The sequence below is a fragment of the Paracidovorax citrulli genome, from assembly GCF_900100305.1.
GTDB lineage: Bacteria > Pseudomonadota > Gammaproteobacteria > Burkholderiales > Burkholderiaceae_C > Paracidovorax > Paracidovorax citrulli.
Genome location: NZ_FNEY01000041.1, coordinates 1 through 14,921 on the forward strand (window position 1 = coordinate 1; position 14,921 = coordinate 14,921).

Consider the following 14,921-nt stretch of genomic DNA (forward strand, 5'->3'; position numbering starts at 1 on the left):
CGATTGGAGCTGGGCGAGCATCGATGGCTCGTCGGTGCCAAGCCCCCGGGGGGCCAGGAAACGGGCCCCAACCCCACGGACAGGGGAAAACTCGGCTCCAAGCGGCACATCGTCGTAGACGCGCGGGGCATTCCGCTGGTGGTGCTGGTCAGCGGAGCGAACCGGCACGATTCGATGATGTTCGAGAAATGCACCAATGCTTTGCCGGCCATCAAGGGGCTGCGAGGCAAGCCGCGTTGCAGGCCATCGAGGCTGCATGCCGACAAGGGCTACGACTACGCGCGCTGCCGTGCCTATCTGAAGAAGCGAGGCATCGCCAGCCGGATTGCCAGAAGAGGCGTCGAGAGCCGCGAGCGGCTGGGTCGGCATCGCTGGGTGGTGGAGAGAACCCATGGATGGTTTGCAGGCTTTGGCAAGCTGCGCATTCGCTTCGAGCGGCGGCTGGACATCCACGAAGCGCTGTTGAAACTGGCTGCAGCGATCATCTGTGCGCGCTTGTGGACCGGTGGCGTTAGCCGCTCTTAGAAGCAGACCGGCATCAAAAGAGCGCCTTGCGATCAGCATTGGCTTTGCACCAATGCAGGATTTCATGGCTTTGTCTGAGCCCGGCAATGAAGAAGGGATCCGACTTCAACAGCTCTTCGATCTGTTCTTTCGAATCCGCTTCGGCCACCCACAATCCGCCTTTCGGCGTCTGCCCCATTTCCTGCCGCAGCAAGCCCCCGACCGGAATGATTTCCTTGTGCTGCTCCAGCCAGGCAATGTGCGCCTGGAGATGTGCGGCCCGCACGTCACCCTGGTAGGGCCTGTCGGTGAAGAGGACGGCGAAAAAGCATGGGGCGACGCGCTCCTGGCTCGTCACATCTCGAAAATCTTCCCCGGATTCAAAATGTTCTTCGGATCCAGCGCCTGCTTGATCGCCCGCATCATCCCCACGGCCCCCGGCCCGGTCTCGTCCAGCAGGAACCCCATCTTGTGGATGCCCACGCCGTGCTCGCCCGTGCAGGTGCCGCCCATGGCCAGCGCCCGTGCGACGAGCTGGTGGTTGAGCCGCTCGGCCACCATGCGCTCGTCGTCGCTGTCGGGGTCGATCAGGTAGCCGAAGTGGAAGTTGCCGTCGCCCACGTGGCCGACGAGGAAGTAGGGGATGCCGCTGGCGTCGGCCTCGGTCACGGAATCGAGCAGGCAGTCGGCCAGGCGGCTGATGGGCACGCAGGTGTCGGTGCTGATGGCGCGGCAGCCGGGGCGGCTCTGCACGGCGGCGAAGTAGGCGTTGTGCCGCGCGGTCCACAGGCGCGTGCGTTCCTCGGGTGTGGTGGCCCATTCGAAGGCGTTGCCGTTCCATTCCTGTGCGATGGATTGCACGGTTTCGGCCTGTTCCTGCACGCCGGCGGGCGAGCCGTGGAATTCCATCAGCAGCATGGGTTCCTCGCGCAGGCCGAGCTTGCTGTGGGCGTTCACCATGCGCACGGTGTGCGCGTCGATCAGTTCCACGCGGGCGATGGGCACGCCCAGCTGGATGGTCTGGATGACGGTGCGCACGGCGGCCTCGATGCTCGGGAAGGAGCAGATGGCGGCGCTCACGGCCTCGGGCAGCGGGTAAAGGCGCAGGGTCACTTCGGTGATGACGCCCAGCGTGCCTTCGCTGCCCACCAGCAGGCGCGTCAGGTCGTAGCCGGCGGCGCTCTTCTTGGCGCGGGTGCCGGTGCGGATGGCCTCGCCCGCGGCGGTCACCACTTCGAGCGCGAGCACGTTCTCGCGCATGGTGCCGTAGCGCACGGCGTTGGTGCCGCTGGCGCGCGTGGCGGCCATGCCGCCGATGCTGGCATCCGCGCCCGGGTCGATGGGGAAGAACAGGCCCGTGTCCTTGATCGCCTCGTTGAGCTGCTTGCGCGTGATGCCCGGCTGCACGGTCACGGTAAGGTCGTCGGCATCCACGCTCAGCAGGCGGTTCATGCGCGAGACGTCGATGCTGATGCCGCCCTGGATGGCGAGCAGGTGGCCTTCGAGCGAGGAGCCCGCGCCGTACGGAATGACGGGCACGTCGTGCTGCGCGGCGAGGCGCACGGCATCGGCCACGTCCTGCGTGCTCTCGGCGAAGACCACGGCCGAGGGCGGCGGCGCCTGCATCGAGCCTTCGTCGCGCCCATGCTGCTCGCGCACGGCCTGGGCCAGCGAGCACTGGGTGCCGAATCGTGCCTGCAACGCGTCCATGAAGGCCTGCGGCACGGGGCGCAGTCGGATCTCGGGCAGCAGGTGGGCGGTGGCGGTGGGGGCGTTCATGGCGGTTGTCTCCTGGGGGAGATCCATTCTAGGCATCCGTCTGTTCGCATGCATTCCGGCACGGGCCGGAGCGGTGGCTTATGGCGTTTCGCGAGCGCGCACCGGCGTTCGCGCAACGCGGTGCCCTGGCTCAGGGGGCTTGTAGAGTCGCTTCCCATTTGAGGAGTCCGCCATGGGAAACTTCTGCTGCACGCCGGGCCGTTCCGCCAGCGCAAGAGCCGAACGGCCACCATTGCCCTCCGGCACGGGCGAGCTACCGTCCGCAAATCCGGGTCGCAGCCTCAGCCATACAGGATCGGGGGGAATGGCCCATCAGCCCCCGTAGCGATCCCGGGCGCGCAACCCGGGGGGTCGGCGATCTGCCCGAAGATGTGCAGCAGCAGGTAGCGGACCTGCTGCCCAGGCGCGACCGGGCCGCGTTGCGCCGGGCTGGCGGGCCGGCGCTCCAGCAGGCTATTCCGCTCACCGCCAGAGACGCCATGCACCCCATCGAGGCGGTCCATGCGTTGCTCGACATCGGTCCTCACACCCCTGCGGACGAGGTTGTCATGGCCGTGGAGCGTGGTGTCGCCGCGGTCCACGGCAAGCCTTGGCAGGAACTTGGCGCGCTGCTGGCCGCCATGCGCCACAGTATCGGCCTGCTGCCGGACCACCCTGAACAGGCGCGGCTCCTGGCGCACATCGATGAAGCGGTCCAGGGCAGCGGGCTGACGCGGGAACAATGGCGGCGCGTCGAGCAGATCCAGACGTTGATGCTCCAGGCCCGGCAGTTCCGGTAGCCAGACGCACCGAAACCCGCATGCCTCCTGCCATGCGGGTCGGGTCGGGGGATGTCAGTCCTGGAGTTCTCGTGGTAGTTGCGCAATCACAGAACGTCAGCAGGACGCTGGAGGCAGGGCGTCAGGATTTGGCGCCCGCCTCGAATTCGGTACGGGACAGGGCACCGTCGTGGTTGGTGTCCAGTTCCTTGAAATGCTGGCTGATGGCGGGCAGGCGGGCGGCCTCCTGGGCGCTCAGCTTTCCATCCTTGTCGGCGTCCGCGCGGTCGAACGATGCGCTGGCAGACGTGGCGGGAGACGTGCCCCCGAAGGTGGCCCGGTTGCTGCCCGCAGCGGAGAGCCCGTGGGCGCCCATGGACGTGGTGCCGGAATGCGATGGCGTGGAGTGCGTTCCCGCCGAGGACGTTGTGGGGGAGGTCTGCGCATGCGCCGCGGCGCTTCCCACGGCGATGGCCGCGAAGAGCATCACGCTGCGGGCATCGAAGGTGATGGTGGGTCGTCGTTGCTGCGTAGCTGGCATGGATGTCAGGCTCCGTAGAAGTTGAACAGGCCTTCATTGCACCGCAGCATGCGGGGCGGCGCCAGCGCTTTTGCCCGCTGTTGCCCGGCTACACATTCGCGCCCCGGATGTAACGGAAAATGGCGCTTCTTCTCCCCAATCCCTCCGGAAGGCTCCCATGGGCAACCGATTGACACAGATTGCCACGCGCACGGGCGACGACGGACGCACCGGCCTGGGCGACAACTCCCGCGTCTCCAAGCACAGCGCCCGGCCGCACGCCATGGGCGACGTGGACGAGCTCAACTCCCATATCGGCCTGCTGCTCTGCGAGCCGCTGCCGGAGGACGTGCGCACGTTGCTGGGCGATGTGCAGCACCAGCTCTTCGACCTGGGCGGCGAGCTGTCCATCCCGGGCTTCGAGCTGCTCAAGGAGGGCGCGCTCGCGCAACTGGATGCGGCCCTGGCGCGCTACAACGCCACGCTGCCGCGCCTGCAGGAATTCATTCTGCCCGCCGGCACGCGCGCGGCGGCGCAGGCGCATGTCTGCCGCACGGTGGCCCGGCGCGCGGAGCGTGCCGTGGTGGCCCTGGGCGAGGCCGAGGGCCTGCGGCCCGCGCCCCGGCAGTACCTGAACCGCCTGTCCGACCTGTTCTTCGTGCTCGCCCGGGTGCTCAACCGCATGCAGGGGGGCGACGACGTGTACTGGCGCAGCGACCGCATGGCGCGCGCCGCCGCGCAGGACGAGAGCCGCGACGCCCTTCCGGGCGCATGACCATGCCGGCGGATGCCGCCCGTTCCCACGACGGCGGCGCGGCCACGGCGCGGTATTTCTGGGCGGTGTCCGCCGGCAGCGACGATCAGCGCGGCGCGAGGATGGCCATGGTCAGCCGTGACACGCAGGTCAGCTCGCCGGCCCCGTTGGCCATGTCGATCTGCCACACGTGCGTGGTGCGGCCGATGTGGATGGGCCGTGCGGTGCCGGTCACCCAGCCCTCGGTGGCGGCGCGCAGGTGGTTGGCGTTGATGTCCAGGCCCACCGCGCGGCAGCCCTCGGGCGAGGCGTAGTACGCGCCCACGGAGCCCAGCGTCTCGGCCAGCACCACGCTCACGCCGCCGTGCAGCAGGCCGAAGGGCTGCTTGGTGCGTTCGTCCACCGGCACGCGGGCGCGCAGGAAATCGTCGCCGATCTCGGTGAACTCGATGCCCAGGTGGGTCACCGCGTTCGGCGTGGCCGGGTGGTTCAGGCTGTGCAGGTCGATGGGCTGCTTCCAGATCGGCATGGGCGATGTCTCCTTCAGGTGCGATCCGGTGATTATGGGAGGCGCCGGTTTTCCTGCAGGCCCGGCCGTGACATCCCGGCGTTCCCGGACTGCCCGCGCCCCTTCAGGCGCGCATGGTGCCGGTGCGCACGTATCGCTCATGCCACGACAGCGCCTCGCCCAGCAAGTGCGGGGTGTGCAGGCCGCAGCCGCTCGCGCGGGCGCGGGCCACGTAGTCGCGCAGGGCGGGGCGGAAGTCGGGGTGGGCACAGCGTTCGATCACCACCTCCGAGCGCTGCGAGGGCGAGAGGCCGCGCAGGTCGGCCAGGCCCTGTTCGGTGACGAGGATCTGCACGTCGTGCTCGGTGTGGTCCACGTGCGAGGCCATGGGCACGATGCACGAGATGCTGCCGCCCTTGGCCAGCGACGGCGTCATGAAGATCGAGAGATACGCGTTGCGCGCGTAGTCGCCCGAGCCGCCGATGCCGTTCATGATGGACGAGCCCATCACGTGCGTGGAATTCACGTTGCCGTAGATGTCGGCCTCGATCATGCCGTTCATCGAGATGAGGCCCAGCCGGCGGATCAGCTCGGGGTGGTTGCTGATCTCCTGCGGGCGCAGCACGATGCGTTCGCGGTAGAAGCCGATGTTGCGGGTGAATTCCTCGGTGGCTGCGGGGCTCAGCGACAGGGCGGTGGCCGAGGCACTGTCCAGCGTGCCGGAGCGCAGCATGTCCAGCATGCCGTCCTGCAGCACCTCGGTGTAGGCCGTGAGGTGCTGGAAGGGGCCGGCGTCCAGCCCCGCCAGCACGGCGTTGGCGATGTTGCCCACGCCCGACTGCAGCGGCAGCAGCGTGGGCGGCAGCCGGCCGTGACGCACTTCATGCTGCAGGAACTCGATGATGTGGCCCGCGATGCGCTGCGAGGTGTCGTCGGGCGGGTTGAAGACGGAGTTGCGGTCGGGCGAATGGGTGGGCACCACGGCCACCACCTTGGCCGGGTCGCAGCGCAGGTAGGGTTCGCCGATGCGGTCGCCGGGCTTGACCAGCGGGATCGGCACGCGGTTGGGCGGCAGGTCGGTGCCGTAGTAGATGTCGTGCATGCCGTCCAGCCCTTCGGGCTGCCATGCGTTCACCTCCAGGATGATCCTGTCGGCCTGGTCGAGCCAGGTCTTGTTGTTGCCCACGGAGGACGACGGGATCAGCCGCCCGTCGGGCAGCACGCCGGCCACCTCGATCACCGCCACGTCGAGCCGGCCCCAGAAGCCGAACCATACGTACGGCGCCACGTGGGAGAGGTGGGCGTCCACGTACTGCATCTTGCCCGCGTTGATCTGCGCGCGGCAGGTCGGGTCGGACTGGTAGGGCATGCGCATGTTCACGCCGCCCACCTTCGCGAGCGCGCCGTCGAGTTCCGGCGCGGTGGAGGCGCCCGTCCACAGGCCGATGCTGAAGGGCTCGCCCGCGGCGTGCAGCGTCTCGATGCGGGCGGCGAGCGCGGGCGGGACCACCTTGGGGTAGCCGGCGCCGGTGAAGCCGCTCATGCCGACGCGCGCGCCGTTGGGAATCAGGGCGGCGGCCTGCTCGGCCGTCATGAGCTTGTCCCGCAGGACGGGGCATTGGATGCGGGAGGGTTCGGGAGAGGACATGGAAGAGCCGGGTGGAGGGTCGCAGGGGCCGGGGGAAGCGGATGCAAAAATCTTAGCGCCACTGCACGGCCGAGCCGTTGCCCGGGCAGCCCCCCCGCTGCACGGGGCACGGCAGAGTGACGCGGCCGACAGTGCGCGGACCTGCCGGGCCGTGCCGTACCATGCGCTTCCGATGCCCGCGCCCAGCCTCTGCCCCTCCTGCCGCCAACCCGCCGAGAACCACCGCTTCGCCGCGCGCGACGGCGGGGAACTGCACATCGATCTGTGCTTCGCCTGCCAGGGCCTGTGGTTCGATCCGCAGGAAAACACTCGGCTCGCGCCCGCAGCGGTGCTGGAGCTGTTCGAGCTGCTGCACCGGCACCGCGGCGATGCGCACCGCCCGCTCGGCGAACGCACGCAATGCCCGCGCTGCGCGAAGGCGCTGGAGCCGGGGTTCGACCTGGGCCAGGGCGGCCGCTACCGCACCTACCGCTGCGCGGCGCGCCACGGCCGGTTCAGCACGTTCGGCGCGTTCATGGTGGAGAAAGGCTTCGTGCGCCATCTCTCGTCGCTGGAGATCGAGGCGCTGGCCGAGCGCGTGGGCACCATTGCCTGCACGGCCTGCGGCGGCGCGGTGGACATCCGCAACGACCATGCCTGCCCGTACTGCCGCTCGGCCCTGTCGCTGCTCGATCCGCAGGCGGTGGACAAGGCGCTGGAGCGCCATGCCCGCGCCGCGCAGGCAGCGGCCGGGCCCGCGCGGCCCGAAGCCCTGGCCGACGCGCTCATCGCGATGGAACGCGAGCGTGAGCGCGAGCGGCGGGAACGCCAGCGGGAGGCGTTCACCTCCACCACCTCCGAGCGGTTCGACCTGCTCGCGGCCGGGGTGGAGCTGGTCTGGTCGCTGCTGAAGCGCTGAACGACTGCAGGCCCGGATCAGCGGCCGCGCCGCAGGTTCAGCAGCGCGTAGAGCCCGATCGCGCCGAAGGTGGCGGTGCCGATGCCGCCCAGCGCGAAGTCGCCGAACTTGAGCGTGAAGTCGCCCGTGCCGATGATGAGCGTGATGGCGGCCACGATCAGGTTCCTGTTGTCCGAGAAGTCCACGCGGTTGTCCACCCAGATCTTGGCGCCGGCCACGGCGATGAGGCCGAACACCACGATCGAGACGCCGCCCATCACCGGCAGCGGGATGGCCTGGATCAGCGCGCCGAACTTCGGCGAAAAGCCCAGCACCAGCGCGATCAGCCCGGCCACGAGGAACACGGCGGTGGAATAGATCTTGGTGGCGGCCATCACCCCGATGTTCTCGGCATACGTGGTCACGCCCGTGCCGCCCACCGCGCCGCTCGCCATGGTGGCGATGCCGTCCCCGATGAAAGCGCGGCCCATGTAGCGGTCGAGGTTGCGGCCGGTCATGGCCGTGACGGCCTTTATATGGCCGAGGTTCTCGGCCACCAGGATGACCGCCACGGGCGCGATCAGCAGCATGGCCGGCGCGCTGAAGGCGGGCGCGGCGAAGCGCGGCAGGCCCAGCCAGGGCGCGGCCAGCACGCCGGAGAGGTCCATCGGCTTGCCCAGGCCCAGGCCGTTGGTGAGCAGCGCGTACAGCACGCTGGCGGCGATCAGGCCCACGAGGATCAGCAGCCGCTGCAGCATGCCGCGCGTGAGCACCGCGACCAGGCCCACGCACACGAAGGTGACGGCCTGCATCCAGCTCTCGAAATTGTTGGCCGCCATGTTCTTGATGGGCACCTGCGCGAGGTTGAGGCCGATCACCGCGACCACCGCGCCCGTCACCACGGGCGGCATGCAGCGCTCGATCCAGCCCGTACCCACGGCCTGCACGATGGCGCCGATCACGGTGTAGAGCAGGCCGCAGGCGATGATGCCGCCCAGCGCCACGGCTATGTTGGCGTTCGGTCCCTGGCCGGCATAGCCCGTGGCGGCGATCACCACGCCGATGAAGGCGAAGCTCGAACCCAGGTAGCTCGGCACGCGGCCGCCGGTCACGAGGAAGAAGATCAGCGTGCCCAGGCCGCTCATCAGGATGGCCAAGTTGGGATCGAACCCCATGAGGATGGGGGCGAGCACGGTGGCCCCGAACATGGCGATCACGTGCTGTACGCCCATGGCGGCGGTGTGCCCCCAGGGCAGGCGCTCGTCGGGGGCGACCACGGCGCCCTCGGCGGGCGAGGCCAGCCGCCAGCGGGTGAAATATGAAGAAGAGGGGGTGGACACGGCGATGGGCTCCTTGGATGTTGGGTGCAGGCGTTCCGGGTGTTCCGCGCGCGGGCAGGGCGTGGCCGCGCCGGCGCGGTGGGGAAAGGTGGTGCGGAAAGCGTCGCGAGTGTAGGCGCTGGCGACGCCCGCCCACGCGGGAGTAGGAATGGGACGACCCGTGCAGCGGAATGGCTGCGGTAAGGTGGTCCGTCCTCTGGATCGCGCAGCGTGCCCACGTCCCCCTCCTCCATTCCGTCCGCCGAGCCGGCCGACGCGTCCGTGCCGGCTTCCCGGGCCGCACCGGGCGGCGGTCCGCGCCGCGGCGCCCGCACGGTCCTGGGTCGGGCCCTGCGGTGGACGCTGGGCGGCGTGGCCGCCGCGGCCGCCCTCGTGGCGGTGGCGGGGGCCGCGGTGTGGTGGTGGCTGCCTTCCGACGAGGAACTCGCGCGGCGCGCAGGGGATGGCGCCGGTGACTTGCTCGGCGTGCCCGTCGTGGTGGACCGGCTCGAATGGCATCTGCTGCCCGCGCCCCGGGTGGTGCTGCACGGCGTGCACACCGAGCAGGAGGCCCCCGTTTCGGCGGACCGTATCGTGGCCGACGCGCGCTGGTCCGACTTGCTGCGCCTGCGGCTCGCCCTGGCGCGGCTGCGGCTGGAGGGCGCGGCCATCCCGCAGCTGTCGCTATCGCAGTTCAAGGTGCGCGATGCCGAAGAGGACGGCCCGGCCGGCTTCGGGCCCTTCACGCTCGCCGAGGTACCGGTGGAGCACGCCGAATGGCAGGGCGTGCGCTGGATCGGGCGGCAGGGGCGTGACCTGGCCTATGGCGGCTCCGTGGATTTCGGGCCCGCATGGCGGCCCGTGCGCGGGCTGCTGGAGCGCGAGGGCGCCTCGCCGCCCACGCGCCTGGCCATCGAACGAGAAGGCGAAGACCGCTGGCGCGCCGACGTGACGGCCGGCGGGCGCACCGAGCGCGGCGAGCTGCGGCTGCAGGAATCCGGCGAGCGCTACCGGGTGACCGGCTCGCTCGACTTTTCCGGGGTGGACGTGGTGGGGCTCATGGACGCCTTCGAGCGCCGCTCCATCGTGTCGGGCCGGGCGAGCGGGCACACCGACCTCATCGCCGAAGGCGACGACCCGGCCGCGGCGATGCGGGCGCTCCAGACGCGCACGTCCTTCACGGTGGCCCGGGCGAAGCTGCTGACCTTCGACCTGGAGGCCGCCATCCGCAGCGCCGGCAGCGACAAGGGCGGCACGACCCAGCTCGACAGCCTGACGGGCATCGTGCGCACCGAGGCCGATCCCGGCGGCACCATCGTGCGCTACAGCGACCTGAAGGCGACCTCCGGCGTGCTCACCGCCACTGGCGACGCCGTGGTCCAGAACCAGCGCGTGAGCGGCCACGTGGCGGTGGACCTGGTGGACGGCATCGTGGGCGTGCCGCTCGAATTCGGCGGCACGGTGAAGGACCCCACGCTCAGCCTGCCACCCGCCGCGCTGGCAGGCGCCGCCGTGGGCACGGTGGTCGCACCGGGCGTGGGCACGGCCCTGGGCGCTCGCATCGGCGAAACCGTGCGGCGCATCTTCGGCGGAGAAGACAGGCAGGAGCCGCCGGCACCACGCCGCCTGCCGCCGGTGCGGCGGGATCCCGACTAGAAAAAGAAAGGCGCCCGAAGGCGCCTCGTCATCGCTGGCTGGCTCCGGAGGAGCTCAGAACGTGGTCCAGTCGTCGTCGGCGTTGCTGTGCGCGGCCGGCTTCGCGGCGGGCCTGGTCGCGGCCGCCGGCAGGGCCGGTGCCTTGGGGGCCGCAACCGGACCCGCGGGAGCCTTGGCCGCGCGCGGCGCTGGCTGTTGCGCGGGCCTGGACGGGGCCGAGGGCGTGCTGCCCAGTTGCGCGGCCGGTGCCTTGCCGCCACCCAGGGCCGGGGAGGCTGCAGGGGAGGGACGTGCTGCCGGGCGTGCCGCACTGGCCTGGGGCGTGGCGGCAGGGACGTGGACAGGGGCCGGCGCAGGTGCCGCGCGCTCGGCCATGCCCGACAGGCGGAAAACACCGACGGCCTCGGTCAGGCGAACGGCCTGCTGTTGCAGGCTGCCGGCCGCGGCAGCGGACTCCTCCACCAGCGCGGCGTTCTGCTGCGTGGCCTGGTCGAGCTGGGACACGGCCGCGTTCACCTGGCCGATGCCCTCGCTCTGCTCGCGCGTGGCGGCGTCGATCTCGGCGATCAGATCGCTCACGCGCTGTACCTGCTGCACGATGTCGGACATGGTGGCGCCAGCTTCGTCCACCAGGCGCGTGCCCGCGCCGACCTTCTCCACGCTCTGGCCGATGAGGTTCTTGATTTCCTTGGCGGCCTCGGCGCTGCGCCCTGCCAGCGCGCGCACTTCTCCGGCCACCACGGCGAATCCGCGGCCCTGCTCGCCCGCGCGGGCAGCCTCCACGGCCGCGTTCAGCGCCAGGATGTTGGTCTGGAAAGCGATGCCGTCGATCACGCCGATGATGTCGGCGATCTTGCTGGAGCTGCCCGAGATGTCCTGCATCGTCGCGACCACCTGGCCCATCACGTCGCCGCCGCGGCTCGCGGCTTGGCTGGCGGTGGAGGCGAGCTGGCTGGCCGTGCGCGCTGTGTCGGCGTTCTGGCGGATGGTCGCGCTCATTTCCTCCATGGAGGCAGCGGTCTGCTGCAGGCTGGACGCCTGCGACTCCGTGCGCTGGGAGAGGTCGGCGTTGCCGCTGGCGATCTGCGAGGAGCCGGTGGCGATGGAGTCGCTCGCCTGGCGGATCTGGTGCACCACGCGGGTGAGGTTGCCGTTCATGGTCTGCAGCGACTGCAGCAGCAGGGCCGCCTCGTCGCGGCCGCTGTCGTCCACCGTGCGGGTGAGGTCGCCTTCGGCCACGGCGTGGGCCACGTCCACCGCGCGGGCCATCGGGACGGTGATCGAGCGGGTGATCATGACGGCGCCGGCGATGCCCGCCAGAACGGCCACCAGGGCCACCACGCCGAGCACCGTGGCCGACTGCACGAAGGTGTCGTGGGCGCTGGCGGTGGCCTGCCGCATCTCGCCCTCGTACTGCTTCACGAGCTGGGCCAGCAGCGCCAACAGTTCGCCTTGCGACTTGTAGCGCGGGCCGAAGAGCAGCTTCTGCCCTTCGAGGTTCTGGTTGGAGAGTCCGAGCGCCGTCACGTCGGTGGTGAAGGCGAGGTATTCCTTGGACTTGGCGTCCACGGCGTCGATGAGGCTGCGGATCTCCGGCGCCATCTCGAGCTGGCGCAGCTGGGCGATCGTGGTGGCGAACTCGGCCGTGTTCTTGTCGATGACGGTCTTGTTGGACGCCATCTGCGCTTGGTCTTCCAGGATGATGATGTTGCGCGCGGCCCGCGCGATGTCCAGCACCAGGTAGCCCATGCGCTGGCTGGCATTCGCCTTGGCGTAGAGCTCGGTGGTGATCTGCTGCGACGTATGGTCGAGCGTGGACATGCGGGCGATGCCCAATCCGGTGATGATGGCCAGCAGCAGCAGGAGCAGGCCGAAGCCCAGCGCCAGCCGCGACCCCAGGGAGAGACGGCGTAGGAATTGCATAACGACTTTCTGAACGTGGCAGCCGCGACAGGCGCGCGGGCGCCCGAGGCACGACGACCTGCCCCGAGTATGTGACAAGACGCAACAACGGTGAACGGGGGGTTGGGGTTGACCCCAAGCGTTACATGTCGCGGGCCGGAAGTGTTGCGTCCGCGCTAATTACATGCGTGCCGCAAGCGCCCGCTCGATGCGGTGCCGCGCCACCGTGGTCTTGGGCACCTTGAAGGAGAACCACGAGCGCACGTCCTCGTCGAGCCCGATGCCATGCATGTAGTTGTAGATGGCCTTGCGCAGTGCAATACCGAGCGCGTCATGGTCCACGCCGGTCGGGTCGATGAAGGCCACGTCGTTCTTCGCGAAGCCGCCGGGCGGCAGCGGCGCCAGCGTCACGCCGTACTCCTGCGGGTTCTGGCCCACGGGCGAATGCACGGTGCAGGCGAAGCGGTGGAAGAAGCCGCTCTGGATGCAGCCGTTGGCGAACAGCTGGCGCACGTATTCGAGCGCATCCACCGTGTCCTGCACGGTCTGCGTCGGAAAGCCGTACATCAGGTAGGCATGCACGAGGATGCCGGCCTCGCTGAACGCGCGGGTCACGCGCGCCACCTGGTCCACCGAGACGCCCTTCTTCATCAGCTGCAGCAGCCGGTCGGAGGCGACTTCCAGCCCGCCGGAGATCGCGATGCAGCCCGAATCGGCCAGCAGCCCGGCCAGCTCGGGCGTGAAGGTCTTCTCGAAGCGCACGTTGCCCCACCAGCTGATGCCGGCATTGCGTTCGATGAGTTCGGTGGCCAGCGCCTTGAGCGCCTTCGGTGGCGCGGCCTCGTCCACGAAGTGGAAGCCCGTCTGCCCGGTCTCGGCGACGATCGCCTGGATGCGGTCTGCCAGCACCTGCGCGCTCGCGCCCTCGTAGCGGCCGATGTAGTCCAGGCCCACGTCGCAGAAGCTGCACTTCTTCCAGTAGCAGCCGTGCGCCACGGTGAGCTTGTTCCAGCGCCCGTCGCTCCAGAGCCGGTGCATGGGGTTGAGCATGTCCAGCAGCGACAGGTATTTGTCCAGCGGCAGGCCGTCCCAGGTGGGCGTGCCGACCTCGGCGAAGGCGACGTCGGCTTCCATCATGTTCACGTACTGCACGGCGCCGTCCTCGCCGCGCACGAAGGTGCGCACCAGGCGCTGCCGGCCGCGGCGGCCTTCCAGGTGTTCCAGCAGCGCCAGCAGCGGGCGTTCCCCGGCATCGAGCGTGACGTAGTCGAAAAAGTCGAACACGCGCGGGTCCGACAGCTCGCGCAGCTCGGTGTTCACGAAGCCGCCGCCCAGCACCGTGGCGATGTGCGGATACCGCGCCTTGATGGCCTGCGCGATGCGGAAGGCCGCATAGACCGAGCCGGGAAAGGGCACAGAGAGCAGTACCACGCTCGGCCGGTGGCGTTCGACGGCCCCGTGCGTGAGCTGTTGCAGCAACGCGTCCACCAGGGTGGGCGGCGCGGCCAGGGCGTCGGCCAGCGGATCGAAGGTCGGCTGGCTGCCGGCCAGCGATTCGGCGTAGCGCACGAACTCGAAGCGTTCGTCCACCGCGTCGCGCAGCACGTCGGCCAGGTCGTTCAGGTAGAGCGTGGCCAGGTGCTTGGCCTTGTCCTGCAGGCCCAGGGCGCCGAAGGCCCAGCCCAGCGGGTCGCCGCCCTCATCGTCGACGTACACGTCCAGCGAAGCGAAGCGCGGCCCCTCGGGCAGGTAGTGGCGCCCGACGATGCGGTGCGCCAGCGTGCTGTCGCGGCCCTGCAGAAAGGCGATGGCCGGGCCGACGGTGGCCAGGTACCGGTCCTGCTGCGCAGCGAACGACTGCACGGCGGGGGTGCGCCGTTTTTCCGGCATTCCCTGTACCCGTTCGGCCACGTTCTTCAGCCCCTCGGGCGAGAGCAGCCGCAGCACGAGCGCCAGTGCCAGGTCCTCCTGGAACGCCGCGACGCCGCGCGAGCGCAGGAAGCCCGTGAGGTAGGCGGTGGAGGGGTAGGGCGTGTTGAGCTGCGTCATCGGCGGGATGACGGCCAGCACGCGGCAGGCGGAATCGGGCATGGAAGGCGTGGGGAGGCGGCCCCCGATTATCCCGGCAGGGCGGCCGGCAGCGGCGGCTGCGGCGTGGCGAGATAGTTGTTCTTGACCCGGACGTAGTGCTCGGCCGAATAGCGCAGGTATGCGATCTCCTGCGGCGTCAGCGCGCGCTGGCGCACGGCGGGCCGGCCGATGTAGAGCGAGCCGCGCTCCAGCACCTTGCCCGGCGGCACCAGGCTGCCGGCGCCGAGCATCACCTGGTCGCCGATGACCGCATCGTCCATCACGATGCTGCCCATGCCGATGAGGCATTCGTCGCCGATGCGGCAGCCGTGCAGGATGGCCGAATGTCCGATGGTCACGTGGCTGCCGATGACCAGGGGCGAGCCGTCCGGCTTGCCCGCGTGGCGGTGGGACACGTGGCCCATGCTCAGGTCCTGCACGTTGGAGCCCTCGCCCACGGTGATGCGGTGCACGTCGCCGCGCAGCACGGCGTTGCACCAGACGGACGCGTCCCGCCCCAGGTGCACGTCGCCGATCACCTGGGCGGAGGCATGGATGAACACGCCTTCGTCCATCGTGGGCGTGGCGTCGAGGTAGGGGGAAAGAGGCATGGCGGAAAGCGGCCG

13 protein-coding genes and 1 pseudogene are annotated in these 14,921 nt (G+C 69.9%); 5 read left to right on the forward strand and 9 right to left on the reverse strand.

The features are described from left to right. Positions 1–512: pseudogene (locus BLR99_RS20160) on the forward strand (IS5 family transposase); the annotation flags it as partial. Between the two features lie 26 nt (positions 513–538). Here BLR99_RS20160 and BLR99_RS20165 read toward each other — a convergent pair. Beyond that, positions 539–862, reverse strand: coding sequence for a YciI family protein (locus tag BLR99_RS20165; RefSeq protein WP_011793285.1), 324 nt, complete (start codon positions 860–862; stop codon positions 539–541). After that, a complete protein-coding gene (locus tag BLR99_RS20170; RefSeq protein ID WP_011793286.1) occupies positions 859–2,283 on the reverse strand; it encodes an FAD-binding oxidoreductase in 1,425 nt (474 codons plus the stop codon). The genes BLR99_RS20165 and BLR99_RS20170 overlap by 4 nt, the downstream gene beginning before the upstream one ends. A gap of 479 nt (positions 2,284–2,762) precedes the next feature. Here BLR99_RS20170 and BLR99_RS20175 point away from each other — a divergent pair, with 479 nt between their 5' ends. Next, complete coding sequence (locus BLR99_RS20175; RefSeq protein WP_133246143.1) at positions 2,763–3,062, forward strand: hypothetical protein; 300 nt, start codon at positions 2,763–2,765, stop codon at positions 3,060–3,062. 121 nt (positions 3,063–3,183) lie between these two features. Here BLR99_RS20175 and BLR99_RS20180 read toward each other — a convergent pair whose 3' ends face one another. Further along, a complete protein-coding gene (locus tag BLR99_RS20180) occupies positions 3,184–3,582 on the reverse strand; it encodes an EF-hand domain-containing protein (protein WP_011793288.1) in 399 nt (132 codons plus the stop codon). Positions 3,583–3,739: 157 nt separating this feature from the next. Here BLR99_RS20180 and BLR99_RS20185 point away from each other — a divergent pair, with 157 nt between their 5' ends. Further along, positions 3,740–4,336 (forward strand): cob(I)yrinic acid a,c-diamide adenosyltransferase, encoded by a 597-nt coding sequence (locus BLR99_RS20185; protein WP_011793289.1) that lies wholly within the window; start codon positions 3,740–3,742, stop codon positions 4,334–4,336. Between the two features lie 85 nt (positions 4,337–4,421). Here the strand turns inward: BLR99_RS20185 and BLR99_RS20190 are convergent, their stop codons facing one another. Both BLR99_RS20190 and scpC read right to left on the reverse strand, forming a co-directional pair. Beyond that, the gene (locus BLR99_RS20190) at positions 4,422–4,844 is read right to left on the reverse strand and encodes a hotdog fold thioesterase (RefSeq protein ID WP_011793290.1); all 423 of its coding nucleotides are present in this window, start codon (positions 4,842–4,844) and stop codon (positions 4,422–4,424) included. 103 nt (positions 4,845–4,947) lie between these two features. After that, on the reverse strand, positions 4,948–6,471 hold the full coding sequence (scpC, locus tag BLR99_RS20195; RefSeq protein ID WP_011793291.1) for a succinyl-CoA:acetate CoA-transferase ScpC: 1,524 nt from the start codon (positions 6,469–6,471) through the stop codon (positions 4,948–4,950). Positions 6,472–6,643: 172 nt separating this feature from the next. On the opposite strand from scpC, the gene BLR99_RS20200 reads away from it, so the two are divergent. Continuing rightward, positions 6,644–7,369 (forward strand): TFIIB-type zinc ribbon-containing protein, encoded by a 726-nt coding sequence (locus BLR99_RS20200; RefSeq protein WP_011793292.1) that lies wholly within the window; start codon positions 6,644–6,646, stop codon positions 7,367–7,369. 17 nt (positions 7,370–7,386) lie between these two features. Here the strand turns inward: BLR99_RS20200 and BLR99_RS20205 are convergent, their stop codons facing one another. Then, positions 7,387–8,688: a solute carrier family 23 protein gene (locus tag BLR99_RS20205; RefSeq protein ID WP_011793293.1), complete on the reverse strand. Its 1,302-nt coding sequence runs from the start codon at positions 8,686–8,688 to the stop codon at positions 7,387–7,389. 210 nt (positions 8,689–8,898) lie between these two features. On the opposite strand from BLR99_RS20205, the gene BLR99_RS20210 reads away from it, so the two are divergent. Beyond that, positions 8,899–10,323: an AsmA family protein gene (locus tag BLR99_RS20210; protein ID WP_228193918.1), complete on the forward strand. Its 1,425-nt coding sequence runs from the start codon at positions 8,899–8,901 to the stop codon at positions 10,321–10,323. Between the two features lie 54 nt (positions 10,324–10,377). On the opposite strand, the gene BLR99_RS20215 is transcribed toward BLR99_RS20210, so the two are convergent. The 3 genes from BLR99_RS20215 to BLR99_RS20225 form a co-directional block, all read right to left on the reverse strand. Continuing rightward, entirely contained in the window at positions 10,378–12,246 is a 1,869-nt protein-coding gene (locus BLR99_RS20215; protein WP_011793295.1) for a methyl-accepting chemotaxis protein, read from the reverse strand. Between the two features lie 159 nt (positions 12,247–12,405). Beyond that, entirely contained in the window at positions 12,406–14,316 is a 1,911-nt protein-coding gene (locus BLR99_RS20220) for a B12-binding domain-containing radical SAM protein (protein WP_017438754.1), read from the reverse strand. A gap of 26 nt (positions 14,317–14,342) precedes the next feature. Then, on the reverse strand, positions 14,343–14,906 hold the full coding sequence (locus BLR99_RS20225; protein ID WP_011793297.1) for a gamma carbonic anhydrase family protein: 564 nt from the start codon (positions 14,904–14,906) through the stop codon (positions 14,343–14,345). Positions 14,907–14,921 lie beyond the last annotated feature (15 nt).